The organism is Arthrobacter mangrovi, assembly GCF_026011795.1.
In the GTDB taxonomy this organism is placed as follows: domain Bacteria; phylum Actinomycetota; class Actinomycetes; order Actinomycetales; family Micrococcaceae; genus Crystallibacter; species Crystallibacter mangrovi.
Window position 1 is genome coordinate 105553 of the sequence record NZ_BRVS01000003.1, and the last position, 19729, is coordinate 125281.

The following is a 19729-nucleotide window of genomic DNA, read 5'->3' on the forward strand; positions in this document are numbered from 1 at the left end:
GGGAACTCCCCGCTGCAGAGCAAGGCTCGGCGGCGGGGAGTTCCGCTATGCCCCTGGAAATCCGGCAAAGCAGCCAGGACAACGCCATCGTCCGCCGTTCCGTGCTGCCCGGCGGTGTCCGGGTCCTGACCGAAGCCATGCCCGGAATGCGTTCGGCAACCCTCGGGTTCTGGGTCGGCGTCGGCTCCAGGGACGAGGCCGAGGGCCACTTCGGGTCGACCCACTTCCTCGAGCATCTGCTGTTCAAGGGCACCCGGAACCGCACTGCGCTGGACATCGCCTCGGCCTTCGACGAGGTCGGCGGCGAATCCAACGCGGCCACCGCGAAGGAAAACACCTGCTACTACGCGCGGGTGCTGGACACGGACCTGCCCATGGCCATCGACGTCATCGCGGACATGGTGACGTCGGCGGTCCTCGACAAGGACGAGCTCGAGCAGGAGCGGCACGTCATCCTCGAGGAGATCGCCATGGACAATGACGATCCCTCAGACGTCTGCCACGAGAAGTTCGTGGAGGCCGTGCTGGCTGGCCACGAGCTTGGCCGGCCGATCGGCGGAAGCCCCGAAGCGATCATGGCCGTGCCGCGGCAGGCGGTCTGGGAGCACTACGAGCGGTATTACCGTCCCGACGAACTGGTGGTCACGGCTGCCGGCGGGCTGGATCATGACGAGGTGTGCGCGCTGGTCCTGCAGGCCCTGGAGCGTGCGGGCTGGGTCCTGGACCCAACTGCGCAACCGGTCGAGCGGCGCCCCACGGAACCGGCCCCGATCGACTCCATCTCCGGCATCCACGTCCACCGGCGCCCAGTCGAGCAGGTCAACATCGTGATGGGCTGCCAGTCCATCGTCGCGACGGACCCACGGCGGTTCGCCATGAGCGTGCTCAACGCAGTGCTCGGCGGCGGCATGTCTTCCCGGCTGTTCCAGGAGATCCGCGAGAAGCGGGGACTCGTCTACGCCACCTACTCCTTCGCCGGCGCCTATGCGGACGCCGGGTACTTCGGGATGTACGCGGGCTGCTCGCCGTCCAAGACCAAGCAGGTCATCGGGCTGCTAGGTGCCGAGCTGGACAAGCTCGCCGCCACGGGCATCACCGACGAGGAACTGCGCAAGGCCGTCGGACAGCTCTCGGGCGGCATCGTCCTGGCGCTCGAGGACAGCGGTTCCCGGATGTCCCGGCTTGGCCGGGCAGAACTCGTGACCGGCGAGTTCCTCGACGCCGACGAGACGCTGGCCCGCATCCAGTCCGTCACCGCGGCCGAGGTGCAGGCGCTGGCGGCCGAGCTGGCCGCCGCTCCCCGCACCATCACCGTGGTCGGGCCGTTCGACAGTCCGGCGGACTTCGGGCTCTGAGGTCCCGTTATCCTTACCCGCCGGCGAAGGGCGGGAGGATGTCGATCGTATCGGCGTCAATGAGCTTCATCGCCCGGTCGCGGGCGGCCAGTTCATTGACCAGGAAGCTGCTGCGGTTGATGACCGCGGCCAGCTCCGGCGCGCCGGAGCTGGCCGGGGCGGCATGGCGCTCAGCCAGCAGCCGCAGGAGCTCTCCGAGGGTGCTGCCGTTCGGCAGGTCGAGGGTCTCCTCGCCGGTGCCGGCTGCCGCCTGCGCGGCGCCGAAATACCTGATGATCATTTAGCCGCCTATCGCGCTCATGCTGCGGTCGGGCTGGACGTAGTCGGCGCTGTCCAGGCCCGTATGGTCCATGCCGTGCGCCCGCGGTTTGGCCCACATGGCCGCGCGCCAGCGCTCGGCGACCGCTTCGTCTCCTGCGCCGCTGCGGAGCAGGTCCCGCAGGTCTGTTTCCTCGTGCGAGAAGAGGCAGGACCGGACCTTGCCCTCGGCGGTGATCCTGGTGCGCCTGCAGTCCGCGCAGAACGGCTCCGTCACCGAGGCGATGATACCCACCGTGCCGATGACCTCCTCCGGCGAGTTCCGCCGTCGTACTTCCCAGCGTTCCGCCGGTGCGCCGTCGCGCTGCCGGGGGTCGGGGCCCAGGATGAAGGCACGCTCGAGGAGCCCGCGGATCTCGGCCGCGGTGATCATGTCCTGCCGGGTCCAGCCGTGGTCCGCGTCCAGGGGCATCTGTTCGATGAAGCGCAGTTCGTAGCCGCGCGTGACGGCCCAGTCCAGCAGGCCCGGGGCCTCCTGGTCGTTGATGCCGCGCATCAGGACGGCGTTGATCTTGATCGGCCCGAGCCCGGCGTCGCGGGCGGCGTCGATGCCGTTGAGCACGCGGTCCAGGAAGGGACGGCGGGTCAGTCGGGCGAAGGTTTCGGGGTGCAGCGAGTCCATGGATACGTTGATGCGGGTTAGCCCGGCGGCCTTGAGCCCGCGCGCTTTTTTGTCCAGGCCGAGGCCGTTGGTGGTCAGCGAGACCGGCAGGTCCGGATGGTTGGCGCGGACTGCCCCGATGATGTCTGCCAGGCCCGCGCGGACCAGGGGTTCGCCGCCGGTGAGGCGCAGTTCGCGGACGCCGAGGTGTTCGACGCCGATCCGCACCAGCCGGACGATCTCGCTGTCGGCGAGCACCTGCTCCTTCGGCAGCCAGTCGAGACCCTCCGCAGGCATACAGTACGTGCAGCGCAGGTTGCACTTGTCGGTCAGCGAGATCCGCAGGTCTGTTGCGCGGCGCCCGAACCTGTCGACAAGGCCCGGACCGGTACCCGGCGGGCGCGGTTCAGGGGACCTCCCTGGGACCCGGGGCATGCCCAACTCAACGCTCATGTATCGAGGGTACGTCAGCTGCGGCGCCGTTGCAGGGGACGACGGCGGTGCTCGTGTTGGCGGCGGATCCGGCGCCTCTGTTGCTGACGCATCTGCGGCTCTAGGATGGCTTCTGTGACGCAAATACGAGTTTCCGACGCCGCGCGTTTTCTGGGCGTCAGCGATGACACGGTTCGGCGCTGGATCGACGGGGGAACCCTGTCGGGGGCGCGCGATGCCTCCGGGCGGACCGTGGTCGAGGGAACGGAGCTGGCGGCCCTGGCGAAGAAGCAGGCAGGGCTTCCTGCGGACACGGCCGCGGCGGGGAGCTCGGCGCGCAACCGGTTCGTCGGGCTGGTCACCTCGGTTGTCATGGACAAGGTCATGGCGCAGGTGGAGCTGCAGTGCGGCCCCCACCGCGTGGTGTCGCTGATGAGCACGGAGGCGGTGCGGGAGCTCGGACTGGAACCCGGGTCGGTTGCCACCGCCGTCATCAAAGCGACGAACGTGATTGTGCAGACGCCGTCCGCCCCGGGGCAGAGGCAGCGGGCGTGAGGGCGCGGAACCTGCGGCGGCGGAGCGGCGGCTTGGTGCGGGTTGGCGGACCGGGGCGGCCCGATGGCCGGCGGCCCCGCCGCTCCCTCCGTACGGCGGTGCTGGCGGCCGCGGCCGCGGGCCCGCTGCTGCTGTCCGGCTGCGCGGACACCCCGGACCAGCCCCCCGCCGGGACATCCGGCGGCACAGTGCTGACGGTCTACGCCGCCGCGTCGCTTGCCGAGCCGTTCACCGAACTTGCCCGTTCCTTCGAGGCGGCCGAACCTGGCACCTCCGTCCGGTTGAATTTCGCGGGCTCTTCCGAGCTGGCGACGCAGATCCTCGAAGGGGCTCCCGCCGACGTCTTCGCGGCGGCGGACACGGCGACGATGCAGCGTGTGCAGGACGCGGGGGAGCTCTACGGCGGCCCCCGGGACTTCGCGTCGAATGTCCCGGCACTGGTGGTGCCGGCGGGCAACCCGGCTGGTATCGGGGGACTCCCGGATCTTGGCAACGACGGCGTTGCCGTAGTCATGTGCGCCGAGCAGGTCCCGTGCGGGGCTGCCGCGCGGCGGCTGGCCGCGGCCAACTCGGTCACCATCCGGCCGGTCAGCGAGGAGAGTTCCGTGACGGCGGTGCTGGCGAAGGTACGTGCCGGCGAGGCAGATGCCGGCCTCGTGTACCGCACCGACGCCGTACGCGCGGGCCGAGAGGTCGAGTCGATCCCGGTCGACCATGCGGACCGGGCGGCGGTGATTTACCCGATCGCTGCGACGAAGGGTGGCGGGGGGTCGGACCGCTCGGCGCTGGCCGAGGACTTCGTGCAGTACGTCGCAGGCAGGGAGGGCCGCGAGGTGCTGGCGCGGGCCGGGTTCGGGAAGCCATGACCCGCGAACTCGCCGAGGAACAACGCCCGGCCCGATTGAGGCGTGCGGGCGGCCGCCGGTCCATAGCCCTCGGCCTGCCCGGCTGGGTCTTCGCCTGCGCCGCTGCGGGCGCGCTGTTGATCGTGCTGCCGCTGCTCGCGGTGGCGCTGCGCACCAACTGGGCCGACTTCCCGGCGCTGGTCACCAGCAGCGGCGCGCTGGCCGCCCTGGGCCTAAGCCTGCGCACGGCGGCCGTGAGCACCCTGATTTGCGTCCTGCTGGGCACGCCGATGGCCCTGGTGCTGGCCCGTGCCCGGTTCCGCGGCCTGAAGCTGCTGCGGGCACTTGTGCTGGTGCCGCTGGTCCTGCCGCCCGTCGTGGGCGGTATGGCGCTGCTCTACACGTTCGGGCGCCGCGGCCTGCTGGGTGAGGCCTTCGAAGTCCTGGGAGTCCAGATCGCGTTCTCGACCACGGCGGTGGTGCTGGCGCAGACGTTCGTGGCGATGCCCTTCCTGGTGCTCAGCGTCGAGGCGGCGCTGCGCACGGCGGGTACCAGGTTCGAGGGCGTGGCCGCCACCCTGGGCGCCGCGCCGGGCATCGTCCTGCGGCGCGTGACCGTGCCCCTGCTGCTGCCGTCGCTGTTGTCCGGGACGATCCTCTGCTTTGCCCGGGCGCTGGGCGAGTTCGGAGCCACCCTGACCTTCGCCGGCAGCCTCGCCGGGGTGACCCGGACGCTGCCGCTGGAGATCTACCTGCAGCACGAGACGGACCCGGAGGCGGCCATGGCTTTGTCCATGCTGCTGATGGCGACCGCCGTCGTGATCGTGGCCCTGACCTACGGCCGTGGTACCCGAGGCCGGGACGGCCGGGCATGACCTTCACGATGGACGCCGGCCTGGCGGACCGCGGCCTGGACGTGGGACTGCGGATCGGGGACGGCGAAACGGTGGCGCTGATGGGAGCCAACGGCGCCGGCAAGTCCAGCGTGCTGGGGCTGGCTGCCGGCCTGCTGCGTGCGGACCGCGGCGAGGCCGTGCTGCAGGGGCGCAGGTTGTTCGGTCCCGGCCACTGGGTGCCGCCGCACCGGCGCTCGGTGGCCCTGCTCTCGCAGGAGGCGCTGCTGTTTCCGCAGCTCACCGTGCTGGAGAACGTGGCCTTCGGGCCGCGCAGCAGCGGCGCATCCCGGCGGGAAGCCAGGGACCACGCCCGACGCTGGCTGGCGGAGGCCGAGGCCGCCGAACTGGCGGAGCGCCGGCCGTCCGCGCTGTCCGGCGGGCAGGCACAGCGGGTGGCCATCGCCCGCGCCCTGGCCGCCGAACCGTCGCTGCTGCTCCTGGACGAACCGCTGGCCGCCCTCGACGTCGCCGTGGCGCCGGTGATCCGGCGGATGCTGCGGCGCGTGCTGGACGGCCGGCGTGCCCTCATTGTTACGCACGACATCCTGGACGCGCTGCACCTGGCAGACCGGATCGTGGTGCTGGAAGCCGGCCGAGTGGCGGAGGAAGGGACACCGCGGCAGCTGCTCGCCAGGCCGCGCAGCGGTTTCGCCGCGGGGCTGGCCGGCCTGAACCTCATCAGCGGCCGCGCCGCTGTCGGCGGACTCGGTGCGGCGGCGCAGCAACCCCCGATCCCGGCCGGAACCACGGTCTTCGGCAACCGGGCACCCGAACTGCTCGATGGCGAGCCAGCCGTCGCGGCTTTCAGCCCGGCGGCCGTCAGCGTCTTCACCGAACGTCCCCACGGCAGCCCGCGGAACGTCGTCGCAGCTGTCGTCGACGAGCTGGAACCCGCTGCCGGACATCTGGTGGTCCGCGCCGGCCGGCTGGCCGCCGAGGTCACCCCCGCCGCGGCGGCGGAGCTGGACCTTCATCCCGGGCGCCGGGTCTTTTTCGCAGTCAAGGCCAGCGAGGTGGCCGTCTACCCGGCACGCAGCGCCGCCTGACGGACCGGTCCCGGGCGGCGGAGGCGGTGCCCTAGGATGGCACCAGAGGGAAGGGAGGCGCGGTGCCAAGATCGGTAGCCGAGCACCGGAACGCGGTCACTGAGCTGCTCCGCACAGCGCTGGCAGACCTCGCGGGCGACGCGGAGACCGTGGGGCTGCTGCAAGCCATCGGCCGCCCGCTCGCCCGGGACATCACCGCGCCCGTGAGCCTGCCGCCGTTCGACAATTCGCAAATGGACGGATACGCCGTGGCCAGCTCGGCCACGCACGCCGGCACTGAATTCCCGGTCGGGGAGACCGTTGCCGCGGGCCACCCGGCCCCGCCGCTGCCGCCCGGGGCGGCCCTCCCCGTCATGACCGGGGCGATGCTGCCTCCCGGAGCGGACGCCGTCGTCCCCATTGAACAGGCCCGTCCGGACGGCTTCAGGCCGTTCCGCGCGGGACAGACCGTCACCCTGCCGGCCCGCGTCCCGGCCGGGCAGTTCGTCCGGCCGGCCGGTAGCGACATCGCCGCCGGAACCCTGGCACTGCGCCGCGGCACCCGGCTCGATGCCCCGCAGCTGGGCCTGCTGGCCGCGCTCGGCCTGGACCGGGTTCCGGTGCTGCCGCGGCCCCGCGTCCTGCTGCTCAGCACCGGAGACGAGGTGGTTCCGCCCGGTACGGTCCCTGCGCCCGGACAGATCTTCGACGCGAACAACACCCTGCTGGCCGCATCACTGGCGCAGGCCGGCGCTGACGTGGCCGGCAGCCGGATCCTCGCCGACTCGCCGGAGGCGTTCGGGGCACGGCTGCGCGAGGACCTGCGGCAGCACCGCCCGCAGTTGCTGGTCACATCCGGCGGGATCAGCAAGGGCGCCTTCGAAGTCGTCAAGCAGGCGCTGGCCGCCGAGGACGTGCGGTTCGAATCCGTCGCGATGCAGCCGGGCGGCCCGCAGGCCATCGGCACCGTGGACTCGGTCGCCTTCCTCGGCTTTCCGGGCAACCCCGTCAGCTCCCTCATCTCCTTCGAGATGTTCCTGCGGCCGGCGCTGGGCGAAGTGCTGGGCGCGCCGGCACCCCGGCCCTCGCTGCGCGTGCCGCTGGCCGAGGCCGTGGAATCCCCGGAGGGCAAGCACCAGGTCCGGCGGGGCTATTACGACGGCGCCGCGGTCAGCCTCGTGGGCGGCGCGGGCTCCCACCTGCTGCACGCGCTGGCGCAGGCGAACGCGCTGGTGCACCTGCCCGCGGACACGACCGCGGCCGCAGCCGGCGAAAACGTGGAAATATGGCTGCTATGAAGGACTCCGAAACAACTGCCGCGCTGACCCATGTCCGCGAGGACGGCTCCGCCCACATGGTGGACGTCAGCGCCAAGCCGGAAACCACGCGCGAAGCGACCGCCCAGGCCGTGCTGAGCATGCGGCCGGACGTGGTCGGGCTGCTCGTCTCCGGCGGGCTGCCCAAGGGGGACGCCCTCGCCGTGAGCAGGGTTGCCGGCATTATGGCCGCGAAGCAGACTCCCTCGCTGATCCCGCTCTGCCACCCGCTGCCCCTGAGCAAGGTCACCGTGGATTTCCATCCCGGCGAACGCGACGTGCGGATCGAGGCGACCGTGCGGACCCGCGGCGTGACCGGCGTCGAAATGGAGGCCCTCACGGCCGCCTCGGTCGCGGCCCTCAGCCTGTACGACATGATCAAGGCCGTAGACAAGCACGCCGTCATCGGGGACGTCAGGGTGCTGGCCAAGTCCGGCGGCAAGAGCGGGGACTGGTCACTGTGAGCGCGGCAGACGCTGCCGCGCCGCTGCCCGCAGTACCCGACCTCAAGGCTCCCCGCCCGGTGAACCGCTCTGCCGGCGTCGTTATCGCCTCCAATCGCGCGGCGGCCGGTTCCTACCCTGACCGCACGGGACCGGTTATCAGCCAATGGCTGCAGGAACAGGGGTTCGCCCCGCTGCCGGTCCGCGTCGTGCCTGACGGCGCCCCGGTCCGGGATGCGCTGGCCGCCTTGCTCGAGGAGGCGCCCGGCGTAATCATCACCAGCGGCGGCACGGGGATCACGGCGGACGACCTGACCCCGGAAATGACTGCGGGATTCCTCCAGAAGCAGCTTCCCGGTGTCGCCGAGGCGCTGCGCGCGGCCGGCGCGGCCAAGACGCCGCTGGCGGTGCTCAGCCGCGGGCTGGCCGGGGTCTCGGGCCGGACATTCATCGTCAATCTGCCGGGATCGGCCGGCGGCGTGCGGGACGGGCTGGAGGTCCTCGCACCGATACTAAAACACATTTGCACACAGCTTGCGGGGCAGCGCGACGCCGGGCATCCCGCCGCCCCCGCACAACAACACCGGAGGTCCTGATGGTCAGTAGCGAGGTCCTGCACGCGGAGGTCACCGCGGAGCCGCTCGACGTCGCCGTTGCGATGGCGGCAGCGGAGTCCGCCGAGTGCGGAGCCGTGGTTACGTTCAGCGGCGTGGTCCGCAACCACGACGGCGGCCAGGCGGTGGCGGCGCTGGGGTACTCGTCCCATCCGTCCGCCGGGCGGGTCATGGCCGACGTCGCCGCTGAGGTCGCGCAGAAGTACGACGGCGTGCGCATCTGGGTGGCACACCGCACCGGGGCGCTGGAGATCGGGGATGCGGCGCTGGTGGCCGCCGTCGCGTCGGCCCACCGTGCGGCGGCTTTCGCGGCCGCGGCCGAGCTGGTGGACACCGTGAAGGAACGGGTGCCGGTCTGGAAGGAACAGCGCTTCGCCGACGGCAGCACCGAATGGGTGGGCATCGGCCAGTAACGATAGGCTGGAAACCATGACTGAACAATGGGCGGTGGCCGTGCTGGGCGCCGGCGGACGGATGGGCGCGGAGGCGGTCAAAGCCGTTGACGCCGCGGAAGACATGAAGCTCGTGGCGGCCCTGGGCCGTTCGGACAGCCTGCAGGCCCTGGTGGAGGCGCGAGCGGATATCGTCGTCGACCTCACCACGCCGGACAGCACCGAGGAGAACGTGCGTTTTGCCGTCGAGCACGGCATGCACGCCGTCGTCGGCACCACCGGGTGGGACGAGGCCAAGCGCCGGTCCTTGGCCGCGCTGCTGGAGGAGACCCCGCAGACCGGCGTGCTGATTGCACCGAATTTCGCCCTCGGTTCCGTGCTGGCCTCGGCGTTCGCGGCGAAGGCCTCCCGCTACTTCGAGTCGGTCGAGATCATCGAACTGCACCATCCGGACAAGGTGGACGCGCCGTCGGGCACGGCCGTCCGGACCGCGCAGCTGGTGTCGGCAGCCCGCGCGCAGGCCGGCGTGCCGGCCAGCCCGGACGCCACCACCAAGTCGCTGGAAGGGGCCCGGGGTGCGGATGTCGACGGCGTCAAGGTGCACAGCGTCCGGCTCCGCGGCCTGGTCGCGCACCAGGAAGTGCTGCTGGGCGGGCCGGGCGAGCAGTTGACCATCCGGCACGATTCCTTCGACCGCGCCTCCTTCATGCCGGGGGTCCTGCTCGGTGTCCGCCAGGTGGCGGCTCATCCGGGCCTGACCTACGGGCTGGACGGCTACCTTGACCTCAATGACTGAGCCGGCAGGCGGAACGGAGCACACCGTCTCCTGGTATGCGCGGCACGGGGAGAAGATCTGGGTCTCCGTCATCATCCTGCTGCTGCTGGCCTACATGTCGCTGACCGTGCACCGGGCGTGGCTGCTTCTGCAGGACCCGCAGCTCATCGCCAAGGCGATCGGCGCCGCCCTGCTGATCCTCCCGCTCGTCGGCGCCTGGGCACTGATCCGGGAAGTGCTCTTCGGGGCCAGGATGTCCCGGCTGGCGAAGGTGCTGGAGGCCGAAGGAGGGCTGCCGCCGGACAACCTGCCGCGCACCCCGGGCGGGCGGATCGTGCAGGAAGCGGCGGACGCAGAGTTCGAGAAGTACAAGGCGGAGGCGGAGGCTGCGCCGGAAGACTGGCGCAGCTGGTTCCGGCTTTCCTGCGCCTACGATGCCGCCCGGGACCGCAAGCGCGCCCGCGAATCGATGCGGCACGCGATCTCGCTCAGCCGGCAGGGCTGATCCGGCCCTCGGCCGCAGGAGAATCCGGCCGAAAGGCCTAGCGGAGCTGGCGGTTGCCGCGCAGGGAATTCCGGGTCAGGCGCGAGGCGGAGGACGTTACCAGCTCCAGGGGCCCCCGGAGGGACAAGACACTGAATGCCATGCCGACCGACAGCGCGACGATGACCTGGCCCCAGTAGAGCACGTGGTCGGACGGGGCTGCGGCTCCGTCCGGCACGATGCTCATGACCCACACGTGCGCGGCGTACAGCGAGAGCGTCATCGCCCCCGCGCCCGAGAGCGGCAGCAGCAGCCTCGGCCTGCGGCTGGTCAGCAGCAGGCAGACGGCCAGGACCGCCGCCGCCGTGCCGGAGGTATGCAGCAGGTCGAAGGTGGTGCCCGAGTGCGGCCCCGCCACCCCGAGCCACCACCAGGAGTCGTCCATGTCGACCCAGCCGAGGTTGACCTGGTAGATCAGCCCGAAGTCCGGCCGCTCCGCTGCTTCCGTGGATGCCAGCCCCGCGAAGCCGCCGAGCTGCCCCATCACGAAGGCGGAACCGGCCTTGCCCAGGGCGGCGGCCGCCAGCCCGCCGGCCAGCAGCCACAACTGCACTACCGTCCTGCGGATCTCGAGCCGGCCGATGACGAGTCCGACCAGGATGTAGCCGAGCCACTGCAGCACCGGATAGAACCCGGTGACGAAGATGTCGGCCAGGAACGTCACTGGCGTGAAGAGGTCCAGCACATTCGGATTGTGCCCCAGGCTTGAAGGCTCCAGCGCAGCCCCAAGTCCGCCGCGCACCAGGTAGGCGGCGACAGGGGAGAGCACCAGCCAGCCCGCGGCCCATGCGGCCAGTACCGGCAGCCTCAGCTGCAGGAACGGCAGGGCGCACAAGAAGAGCACGGCGTAGTGCACCAGGATGACGGCGATGTTGACCTCCAGCGTGCCGAGCATCAGGCCGACGGCGGCGATCAGCGCGGCCCGCACCGCGATGCCCCCGCGGTCGGCGAGCAGGGCGCGCCCGTGGTGCGGTTTGCTGCCGCCGGAGAGCAGGGCGAGCCCTACGCCGGCCAGCACCGCGAACAACGCGGACGAACGGCCGGAGAGCACCAGCCCGGTGAAGTTCGGCTGCGGATCCGCCCCCTGCGTCCAGAGGGGGTAGATGTGGGTGGCCATCATGCCCAGCAGCGCCAAGCCGCGCGCCGCGTCGATGCCGGCGAGGCGGCGGCCGGTCTGTGTGGATGCCATGGTCCGATAATCTCACAGCAGTCCCGCCGGGCTGCTCCGGCGGAGGCACCTCGTCGACGGCTGCCGGCAGGCGCATGATCCGCGTCGTCGTGACGCGAAACTCCCGGCCGCCGTTGCTGGAAACGCAGGCCGGCACGGTAACGTTTCCTGTATGTCTGAGTCCACTGCCCGCGAATACACTTTCGGAACCCTTGTGACCGCCATGGTTACCCCCTTCACCGAGGACGGTGAGGTGGACTACCGCAAGGCCGGGGAACTCGCGGAAAAGCTTGTCGACGACGGCTGCGACGGCCTGGTCGTCACCGGCACCACGGGGGAGACCTCCACCCTGACGGACGAAGAGAACCTGGGCATGTTCAAGACGGTCCAGGAGGCCGTCGGCGGCCGCGCGAAGGTCATCGCCGGCTCCACCACCAACGACACACGGCACTCCGTGCGGCTCTCCAAGCAGGCGGCGGACCTGGGCGTGGACGGGCTGCTGGTCACCGCGCCGTACTACAACAAGCCGAGCCAGGCCGGCGTGCGCGCCCACGTCGAAGCCGTCGCGGACGCCACGGACCTTCCCGTCATGGTCTACGACATTCCGGGCCGGGCCGGGATCGCGATCGCAACCGAGACCCTCTACCGGCTCGCGGAGCACCCGCGGATCGTGGCCCTGAAGGACGCCAAGGCGGACTACCAGGAGACCACCCGGGTGCTGGCCAACACTGACCTGGACGTCTACTCCGGCGACGACGGACTAACCCTGCCGCTGATGGCGGCCGGTGCCGTCGGCGTCGTGTCCGTGACCGCGCACGTGGCCACCGCCAAGTACCGGGCGCTCGTCGACGCCATGCTGGCCGGCGACCTCGCCACCGCACGCCGCCTGCACTTCGAACTGGACCCCGTGCAGCGCGCGGTGATGTCCCACATCCAGGGCGCCGTCGCGGCCAAACTGATCCTCAAGTGGCAGTCCGTACTGTCCAACTCGGTGGTCCGCCTGCCCCTGGTGGAGCCGACCGATGCCGAGATCGCACCGATCCGCGCAGACCTCGAAGAGGCCGGCTGGAACCTGGAGGCCTGACCAACAGCATGAGCGAATCCACAATTTCACAGCTGCGCACCCCGCCGGAGCTCGCCGACGGCACCCTGCGGATCGTCCCGCTGGGGGGCCTCGGAGAGATCGGCCGGAACATGGCCGTGTTCGAAATCGATTCGAAGCTGCTGATTGTGGATTGCGGGGTCCTGTTCCCCGAGGAATACCAGCCCGGCGTCGACCTCATCCTGCCGGACTTCTCCTACATCGAGGACCGGCTCGATGACATCGTCGGAGTGGTGCTGACGCATGGCCACGAGGACCACATCGGCGCCGTGCCCTACCTGCTGCGGCTGCGCGAGGACCTGCCGCTGATCGGCTCGCAGCTGACGCTGGCGCTGGTCGAGGCGAAGCTCGCCGAGCACCGGATCAGGCCGTACACGATCACGGTTACCGAAGGCCAGGTCGAGCAGTTCGGCCCGTTCGGGTGCGAATTCGTTGCGGTCAACCACTCGATTCCGGACGCGCTGGCCGTGTTCATCCGGACAGCGGCCGGCAACGTGCTGCACACCGGCGACTTCAAGATGGACCAGCTGCCGCTCGACGGCCGCATCACGGACCTGCGCGCGTTCGCCCGGCTGGGCGAAGAGGGCGTCGACCTGTTCATGGCGGACTCCACCAACGCCGACGTCCCGGGCTTCACCACCGCGGAGAAGGAGATCGGGCCGGTCCTGGAGAGGCTCTTCGGCCAGGTCGAGAAGCGCATCATCGTTGCTTCCTTCTCCTCGCACATCCACCGCGTGCAGCAAGTGCTCGACGCCGCGGCCGCCCACAACCGGCATGTCGCCTTCGTGGGCCGGTCGATGGTCCGGAACATGGCGATCGCGGAGAAGCTGGGCTACCTGAACGTTCCCGCCGGCACGATCGTGGACCTGAAGAACGTCGAGGAACTGCCGGACGACCGGGTGGTCCTGATGTCCACGGGCTCGCAGGGGGAACCCATGGCGGCGCTGTCCCGGATGGCCAACGGGGACCACCGGATCCAGGTCGGCGCGGGGGACACGGTCATCCTCGCCTCATCGCTGATCCCCGGCAACGAGAACGCCGTGTTCCGGGTGATCAACGGGCTGCTCAAGCTCGGGGCGGACGTCATCCACAAGGGCAATGCCAAGGTCCACGTCTCCGGCCACGCGGCCGCCGGCGAGCTGCTGTACTGCTACAACATCCTGAAGCCGCGCAACGCCATGCCGGTCCACGGCGAGACCCGGCACCTGATCGCCAACGGCAAGCTGGCCCGGGCCACCGGAATCCCGGCGGAGAACGTGCTGCTCGGGGACGACGGCACGGTCGTGGACCTTGCGGACGGCAGGGCAAGGATCGTCGGCCAGATCGAGTGCGGCTTCGTCTACGTGGACGGCTCCAGCGTCGGCGAGATCACCGACGCGGACCTCAAAGACCGGCGGATCCTGGGCGAAGAGGGATTCATCTCGGTGATCTGCGTGGTCAACCGGAGCACCGGAAAGATCGTGTCCGGTCCGGAAATCCACGCCCGCGGGTTCGCCGAGGACGACTCGGTCTTCGACAACATCAAGCCGCAGATCATTGCCTCGCTCGAGGAAGCCGTTGTCAGCAGCAAGGACCACACCACGTACCAGCTGCAGCAGGTGGTCCGGCGGGTCATCGGCAGCTGGGTCAACAAGCGGCACCGGCGCCGGCCGATGATCGTCCCGGTGGTGCTGGAAGCCTGAGCGCTGCGGCGGGGCGTGATCCGGCTGACACCCATGCCCTGACCGGTAGGTCAATCCCGACGCCGGACGGCCTCGGCAGGTAGTCTTGCCGGTATGGCGACTCGAACTTCCCCTGCCAAAAAAGGCACCCAGCAGTCGCGCGGCAAGACCTCGGGCAGTACTGCGCGCTCATCGTCCGGGCGTTCCACCGCCAAGACCAAGGCAATCGAGCTGCCGGCCGAGGACCCGCTGCCGCTGCCGCTGCGGATGGTCCGGGGCGCGTGGATGGGCGTAGCCCATCTCGTGGCTGCCGGCGTGCGTAAGCTCGGCCCGAACGTGCTTCCCGACAAGGAACTCCGCCGCGACGGCACGGGCTTCTTCATGCTGCTGCTGGCGGTCTTGATCGCCGCCGTCGAATGGTGGGCGCTCAAGGGCGGTTTCGCCGACGTAGTCCATGCTGTCTTCGGGGGCACCTTCGGCTGGATGGCCCTGCTGCTGCCGATGTTCCTCCTGGTCTTCTCGGTCCGGCTGATGCGCAGCCCGGAGGATGTCGCCGGCAACAACCGCATCGCCATCGGGCTGACCCTGATGACGCTGTCGGGCACCGGCCTTGCCCACGTCATCGGCGGCCGGCCCGCACTCTCGGACGGCCTGGACGCGCTGTGGGCCGCCGGGGGGATGGTGGGTTTCCTCATCTCCTCGCCGCTGGCGACCATCACCTGGATCCTTCCCGTCGCCGTCTACTCGCTGCTGGCCTTCGTTAGCCTCCTGATCGTCACGGCGACCCCCTTCCGGCATATCCCGGCCCGGCTGCGCGCCGTCTACGAGAAGCTGATGGGACAGGAGCCGGCGGACCGGCCCCAGCGCGGGGACGAGCATGACCAGAGCTACCTGTACGGCGAGGAGCCCGGGCGGCCCAAGCAGAAGAAGCAGCGCAAACGCGTGTTCGCGCGCGGGAAGCCGGCCGAGGCCGAAGAGAAGGGGGATTACGACGACGGGGGCTTCTACGGGGACGAAGCGTTCGAAACGCCGGTAATCGATGACGGGCCGGAGACCGGCCCGGTGCCGACCGTCCCGGCGACACCCAAGGTGCCGCCCGGAGTCCGGCGCCCCACGCAGTCCGAACTGGCGGCAGAACAGCTCAAGCGGGAGCAAGGCCTGCTGCCGGAGGGCGCCACCGAAGCCCTTCCGGTACTGCCGCAGGCGGCGCCCGCCGTGCCGCCGGTGCCTGCCAACCCGGTGCAGCCGCAGCCTCCCACGACCCCGATTCCGCAGCGCACGGAGCAGCTGCAGCTCTCGGGCGACGTGACCTACACGCTGCCGCCGTCGGACTTCCTTCCGCCCGGACCGCCGTCGAAGGAACGGTCCGAGGCGAACGACGCCGTCGTCAATGCCCTGACCGAAACCCTGGACCAGTTCAAGGTGGACGCGAAGGTGACCGGCTTCTCCCGAGGCCCGACGGTCACCCGCTACGAGATCGAGCTTTCCCCGGGAACCAAGGTCGAGCGCGTCACCGCGCTCTCCAAGAACATCTCCTACGCCGTCGCCAGCTCGGACGTGCGCATCCTCAGCCCCATCCCGGGCAAGTCGGCGATCGGCATCGAGATCCCGAACACGGACCGGGAGACCGTCTCGCTCGGAGACGTGCTGCGCTCGAACAACGCGCGCAAGACGGAGCACCCGATGGTCATGGGCGTCGGCAAGGACGTCGAGGGCGGCTTTGTTGTGGCCAACCTGGCCAAGATGCCGCACATGCTGGTCGCCGGTGCCACCGGTGCCGGTAAGTCCTCGTTCGTGAACTCGATGATCACTTCGATCCTGATGCGTGCGACGCCGGACGAGGTGCGCATGGTGATGGTGGACCCCAAACGCGTGGAACTCACCGCCTATGAAGGCGTCCCGCACCTGATCACGCCGATCATCACGAGCCCGAAGAAGGCGGCCGAAGCCCTGCAATGGGTGGTCCGCGAGATGGACACCCGCTACGACGACCTGGCGAACTTCGGCTACAAGCACATCGACGACTTCAACAAAGCCGTGCGGAACGGCAAGGTGGTCCCGCCGGAGGGCTCGCAGCGCGTCATCAAGCCCTATCCGTACCTGCTGGTGATCGTGGACGAGCTCGCGGACCTGATGATGGTCGCCCCGCGGGACGTCGAAGACTCGATCGTGCGCATCACCCAGCTGGCTCGCGCCGCCGGCATCCACCTGGTACTGGCGACCCAGCGCCCCTCGGTGGACGTGGTCACGGGCCTGATCAAGGCCAACGTTCCGTCCCGCATGGCGTTCGCCACGTCGTCCGTCACCGACTCGCGCGTCGTGCTGGACCAGCCCGGCGCCGAGAAGCTGATCGGGCAGGGCGACGCGCTCTTCCTGCCGATGGGCGCCTCCAAGCCGATGCGTGTCCAGGGCGCGTGGGTCTCGGAGTCCGAGATCCACGAAGTCGTGGAGCACGTCAAGAGCCAGCTGAAGGCCGACTACCGCGAGGACGTCGCCGTCGAGGCGCCGAAGAAGCAGATCGATGACGACATCGGGGACGACCTCGACGTGCTGCTCCAGGCCACGGAGCTCGTGGTCACGACGCAGTTCGGCTCGACCTCCATGCTCCAGCGCAAGCTGCGCGTCGGCTTCGCCAAGGCGGGCCGGCTGATGGACCTGCTGGAGTCCAGGGGAGTGGTGGGCCCCTCCGAGGGCTCGAAGGCGCGCGACGTGCTGGTCCAGCCGGATGACCTGGCCGCCACGCTGGCCGCCATCCGGGGCGACGGGCCGCCCCCGGCGGACCCGGCCGCCTCGGCGGCGGCCGATCCGCGCACCGCCGCCCTGGCGGACAACGCCAACGCCAACCACGGCTTTGACGGTCCCCGGGACCTCGTGGCCGAGGACCTGGATGCCCGCCCGCAGGCGGTGGACTATTACGACGACGACGGCGAGTCGGGTGGCGAGGACGCCTGGAGCCTCACTGGACGTTAGCGGGTTAGGTAGTGTGGGGACGTGACTGATTCGCCTGCCAGCCCGGTACCGACCCTCAATATCGCCAACGTCCTCACCACCATCCGGATCGTGCTGGTGCCGTTCTTCATCTGGTTCATGCTGGCTGATAACGGCAATGACGGCCTCCTGCGCTGGCTCGCCGTCCTCGTTTTCGCGGTCGCCATCTACACGGACAAGCTCGACGGGGACCTGGCCCGGAGCCGCGGGCTGATCACCAACTTCGGCAAGATTGCCGATCCGATCGCGGACAAACTGCTGATCGGCTCGGCGCTGATCCTGCTCTCCGTCCTGGGCGAGCTTCCGTGGTGGATCACGGTGGTGATCCTCGTCCGCGAAATCGGCATCACCCTGCTGCGTTTCGTCGTCATCAGGTACGGCGTCATGCCGGCCTCGCGCGGGGGAAAGCTCAAGACTGTGCTCCAGACACTGGCGATTTTCCTTTACCTGCTGCCCCTGGGGACGTGGCTGGGGGACTGGGCCGTCGTCGTCGCCAATATCGTGATGCTCGTCGCGGTCGCGGTCACGGTCGTTACCGGTGCCGACTATGTGATCAAGGCCCTGCGCCTGCGTGCGGCCGGACGGAGGAACTGAGTCGTGGACCGGCACAACCTTGCCGAGCAGGTCATCCTGGCGGCGGTGGCGAAGGGCCTGACCATCTCGTCGGCTGAATCGCTCACGGCGGGCATGGTGTCGGCAGCGCTGGCGGCCGTCCCCGGTGCTTCCGGTGCCCTCCAAGGAGCAGTGGTCTCCTACCAGAACCGCGTGAAGTCCGGCCTGCTCGGTGTGGACGCCTCGCTACTGGAGCGCAACGGGGCCGTCGATCCGCAGGTGGCGCGCGAGATGGCCGAGGGAGTGCGCCGCCGCCTGGAGGCGGATATCGCTGTGGCCACGACCGGTGCCGCCGGGCCCGAACCGCACGGCGGCAAACCCGTAGGCACGGTCTTCGTCGGCGTCGCCACCGCCGCGGGATCCCGCGCCGAGGCCTTCTCCTTTGCAGGTGGCCGGGCAGAAATCCGGGAGCAGGCAACGGATGCCGCCCTGTCCGCGCTGCTGGAGGCCGTCGAATCGGCCGCCGCCTCGGCGGACTAACACCGGTTCGATGGTGCGCACCGGCTCCGGGCGAGGAGGCCGGGGAACAAATTAATGTTCCAGATAGTTATCCAAGGTGGCAGCAACTTCCAAGGTTGTTGCCATAAGCTTTAGAAAACGCGGTAGAACCCGCGTACACAGAGGGAGTAAGGCGATACAAATGGTCAAGCAACCCGTATCCGTGAACGGGGTTGTCCGTTGGCGTGATGTGGGTCTGTCCGACGAGACGCAACGGGAAAAGAAGGAGCGCAAGATGGTAGTGCTACGCCACGAAATCGGCGACGTCCTGCGTGACGTACGCCAGCGTCAGGGCCGCACCCTGCGTGAAGTTTCACACAGCGCTCGTGTTTCCCTTGGATACCTGAGTGAAGTTGAGCGCGGCCAGAAGGAGGCCTCCTCGGAGCTGCTGTCCTCCATCTGCTCGGCTCTGGACGTACCGCTGTCCCTGATGCTGCGCGAGGTCAGTGACCGGGTTGCGGAGGCTGAAGGCGTTGTCATTCCGGACACCGTCCCGCAGGAGCTTTCGCGTGAATTCGTTGCCGAGATTCCGGACGAGCTGCCTGAAGACCTCAGCAGGGGGCTCGCCTCGGCACGCTCCTGAGGCCATCCGGCCGTAGGCCGGGAAAAGCCGGGCACCTTATGCCCGGCTTTTCCGCGCTCCGGCACCGGGATCCTTTAGCTCTTCACATGCCTGTGCCCGTGCTTGGGCCTGCCGCCCCGGGCTACCGGCTCCGCCGCGGCGGGCCCGCGCTCGGCACCGGCGCTGTTTCGGTCCGGCCGGACTAGGAGCGGTTCAGCCGGTCCAGGAGCCCGGCCAGGGAATTGAGGTCCTTGACGGACCAATCCTCGAGCCGGGAGACGAAGGCGGACCTCCTGGCTGCCTGTGCCGATTTCAGTTTCTGCAGGCCCAGTTCCGTCAGCGAAATGGACTGGGCGCGGCCGTCCGAGGGATCGGTTTCCTTGCTGACCAGGCCGAGCTGCTCCAGCATGGCCACCTGGCGGCTGACCGAGGGCTTGCCGACGCCGATGCTGGCTGCCAGGTCGGTCAAGCGCATCGACTGCTCGCGCTGGAGCACTGTCAGCAGTCCGTAGGCGGCCGGTTCCATGTCGGGATGCACTTCGCGCGCCACGCGGTGGGAGTTGGCGCGTGCGCGGCGCCAGAGCATGCTCAGCTGCTGCTCGAGCGAGTCGATGGCGCTCTCGAAGTCCTCATCCTGCCGCGCGGAATCCTGTCCGGTCATGACGCTATTGTAGTGAGCCGCCGGCGACTGCGGCCGGACGGCGGCCGTGAGAAGATATCAGCGTGCGACTTAGTGATTTCTGGCGGCTCATGGACGAGGAATTCGGCTCCGGCTATTCGAGGGTCCTGGCCTCGGACCTGGTCCTCACTATGCTCGGTGGCCGTACCGCCGCCGAGGCCCTCTCGGCCGGCGTCCCGCCGAAAACCGTCTGGCTAGCCGTCTGCGAGATGCAGGAAGTTCCACCCGCGCGGCGCCTGGGCCGCGACATCAAGCCATCGCGCTGAAAAGCAGACACGCCCGACAATATTCGCAGATATGTTCGAATCTGGATCCCGGGGCGGCTATGCTCCTACACAGCGCCGGGAA

At 69.6% G+C, this 19729-nt stretch carries 22 protein-coding genes; 18 read left to right on the top strand and 4 right to left on the bottom strand.

All coding sequences use genetic code 11. The annotated features are described in order from the left end of the window. The first annotated feature begins 47 nt into the window (after positions 1-47). Positions 48-1355, top strand: coding sequence for a M16 family metallopeptidase (locus AHIS1636_RS03780; RefSeq protein WP_264794477.1), 1308 nt, complete (start codon positions 48-50; stop codon positions 1353-1355). Between the two features lie 13 nt (positions 1356-1368). Here AHIS1636_RS03780 and AHIS1636_RS03785 read toward each other — a convergent pair whose 3' ends face one another. Together AHIS1636_RS03785 and moaA are read right to left on the bottom strand one after the other, a co-directional pair. Beyond that, complete coding sequence (locus tag AHIS1636_RS03785) at positions 1369-1635, bottom strand: MoaD/ThiS family protein (RefSeq protein ID WP_264794478.1); 267 nt, start codon at positions 1633-1635, stop codon at positions 1369-1371. Beyond that, positions 1636-2727 (bottom strand): GTP 3',8-cyclase MoaA, encoded by a 1092-nt coding sequence (gene moaA / locus AHIS1636_RS03790; protein ID WP_373875779.1) that lies wholly within the window; start codon positions 2725-2727, stop codon positions 1636-1638. Between the two features lie 114 nt (positions 2728-2841). Here moaA and AHIS1636_RS03795 point away from each other — a divergent pair, with 114 nt between their 5' ends. The 10 genes from AHIS1636_RS03795 (at position 2842) to AHIS1636_RS03840 (ending at position 10072) form a co-directional block, all read left to right on the top strand. Then, positions 2842-3261, top strand: a complete 420-nt coding sequence (locus tag AHIS1636_RS03795; RefSeq protein WP_264794479.1) for a TOBE domain-containing protein — start codon at positions 2842-2844, stop codon at positions 3259-3261. Continuing rightward, entirely contained in the window at positions 3258-4127 is an 870-nt protein-coding gene (modA, locus tag AHIS1636_RS03800; protein WP_264794480.1) for a molybdate ABC transporter substrate-binding protein, read from the top strand. Before AHIS1636_RS03795 ends, modA begins: the two co-directional genes overlap by 4 nt. Then, a complete protein-coding gene (locus AHIS1636_RS03805; RefSeq protein WP_264794481.1) occupies positions 4124-4981 on the top strand; it encodes an ABC transporter permease in 858 nt (285 codons plus the stop codon). The genes modA and AHIS1636_RS03805 overlap by 4 nt, the downstream gene beginning before the upstream one ends. After that, positions 4978-6048 carry a sulfate/molybdate ABC transporter ATP-binding protein gene (locus AHIS1636_RS03810; protein WP_264794482.1) on the top strand — a complete coding sequence of 357 codons (1071 nt, stop codon included), beginning with the start codon at positions 4978-4980 and terminating at the stop codon, positions 6046-6048. Before AHIS1636_RS03805 ends, AHIS1636_RS03810 begins: the two co-directional genes overlap by 4 nt. A gap of 62 nt (positions 6049-6110) precedes the next feature. Beyond that, positions 6111-7325, top strand: a complete 1215-nt coding sequence (locus AHIS1636_RS03815) for a molybdopterin molybdotransferase MoeA (RefSeq protein WP_264794483.1) — start codon at positions 6111-6113, stop codon at positions 7323-7325. After that, positions 7322-7807: a cyclic pyranopterin monophosphate synthase MoaC gene (gene moaC / locus AHIS1636_RS03820; RefSeq protein WP_373875782.1), complete on the top strand. Its 486-nt coding sequence runs from the start codon at positions 7322-7324 to the stop codon at positions 7805-7807. The genes AHIS1636_RS03815 and moaC overlap by 4 nt, the downstream gene beginning before the upstream one ends. After that, positions 7804-8382 carry a MogA/MoaB family molybdenum cofactor biosynthesis protein gene (locus tag AHIS1636_RS03825; protein WP_373875780.1) on the top strand — a complete coding sequence of 193 codons (579 nt, stop codon included), beginning with the start codon at positions 7804-7806 and terminating at the stop codon, positions 8380-8382. The genes moaC and AHIS1636_RS03825 overlap by 4 nt, the downstream gene beginning before the upstream one ends. Further along, on the top strand, positions 8382-8813 hold the full coding sequence (locus tag AHIS1636_RS03830) for a molybdenum cofactor biosynthesis protein MoaE (protein WP_264794485.1): 432 nt from the start codon (positions 8382-8384) through the stop codon (positions 8811-8813). The genes AHIS1636_RS03825 and AHIS1636_RS03830 overlap by 1 nt, the downstream gene beginning before the upstream one ends. Positions 8814-8829: 16 nt before the next feature. Then, positions 8830-9588 carry a 4-hydroxy-tetrahydrodipicolinate reductase gene (gene dapB, locus AHIS1636_RS03835; RefSeq protein WP_264794486.1) on the top strand — a complete coding sequence of 253 codons (759 nt, stop codon included), beginning with the start codon at positions 8830-8832 and terminating at the stop codon, positions 9586-9588. Next, positions 9581-10072 (top strand): hypothetical protein, encoded by a 492-nt coding sequence (locus tag AHIS1636_RS03840; RefSeq protein WP_264794487.1) that lies wholly within the window; start codon positions 9581-9583, stop codon positions 10070-10072. The genes dapB and AHIS1636_RS03840 overlap by 8 nt, the downstream gene beginning before the upstream one ends. 37 nt (positions 10073-10109) lie before the next feature. Here the strand turns inward: AHIS1636_RS03840 and AHIS1636_RS03845 are convergent, their stop codons facing one another. Next, positions 10110-11300, bottom strand: a complete 1191-nt coding sequence (locus AHIS1636_RS03845; RefSeq protein ID WP_264794488.1) for a heparan-alpha-glucosaminide N-acetyltransferase domain-containing protein — start codon at positions 11298-11300, stop codon at positions 10110-10112. Between the two features lie 151 nt (positions 11301-11451). Here AHIS1636_RS03845 and dapA point away from each other — a divergent pair, with 151 nt between their 5' ends. The 6 genes from dapA to AHIS1636_RS03875 all read left to right on the top strand — a co-directional run bounded on the left by dapA (position 11452) and on the right by AHIS1636_RS03875 (position 18723). Beyond that, positions 11452-12363: a 4-hydroxy-tetrahydrodipicolinate synthase gene (gene dapA, locus AHIS1636_RS03850; protein WP_264794489.1), complete on the top strand. Its 912-nt coding sequence runs from the start codon at positions 11452-11454 to the stop codon at positions 12361-12363. 8 nt (positions 12364-12371) lie between these two features. Beyond that, entirely contained in the window at positions 12372-14063 is a 1692-nt protein-coding gene (locus AHIS1636_RS03855) for a ribonuclease J (RefSeq protein WP_264794490.1), read from the top strand. Between the two features lie 93 nt (positions 14064-14156). After that, entirely contained in the window at positions 14157-17012 is a 2856-nt protein-coding gene (locus AHIS1636_RS03860) for an FtsK/SpoIIIE family DNA translocase (protein WP_264794491.1), read from the top strand. A 21-nt stretch (positions 17013-17033) separates the two neighbouring features. Further along, positions 17034-17624 carry a CDP-diacylglycerol--glycerol-3-phosphate 3-phosphatidyltransferase gene (pgsA, locus tag AHIS1636_RS03865; protein WP_264794492.1) on the top strand — a complete coding sequence of 197 codons (591 nt, stop codon included), beginning with the start codon at positions 17034-17036 and terminating at the stop codon, positions 17622-17624. A gap of 3 nt (positions 17625-17627) precedes the next feature. Next, positions 17628-18122 (top strand): CinA family protein, encoded by a 495-nt coding sequence (locus tag AHIS1636_RS03870; protein ID WP_264794493.1) that lies wholly within the window; start codon positions 17628-17630, stop codon positions 18120-18122. A 160-nt stretch (positions 18123-18282) separates the two neighbouring features. Continuing rightward, a complete protein-coding gene (locus tag AHIS1636_RS03875; RefSeq protein ID WP_275116362.1) occupies positions 18283-18723 on the top strand; it encodes a helix-turn-helix domain-containing protein in 441 nt (146 codons plus the stop codon). Between the two features lie 181 nt (positions 18724-18904). Here the strand turns inward: AHIS1636_RS03875 and AHIS1636_RS03880 are convergent, their stop codons facing one another. Beyond that, the gene (locus AHIS1636_RS03880; RefSeq protein ID WP_264794494.1) at positions 18905-19363 is read right to left on the bottom strand and encodes a MarR family winged helix-turn-helix transcriptional regulator; all 459 of its coding nucleotides are present in this window, start codon (positions 19361-19363) and stop codon (positions 18905-18907) included. Between the two features lie 62 nt (positions 19364-19425). On the opposite strand from AHIS1636_RS03880, the gene AHIS1636_RS03885 reads away from it, so the two are divergent. Next, a complete protein-coding gene (locus tag AHIS1636_RS03885; RefSeq protein WP_264794495.1) occupies positions 19426-19647 on the top strand; it encodes a DUF3046 domain-containing protein in 222 nt (73 codons plus the stop codon). Positions 19648-19729 lie beyond the last annotated feature (82 nt).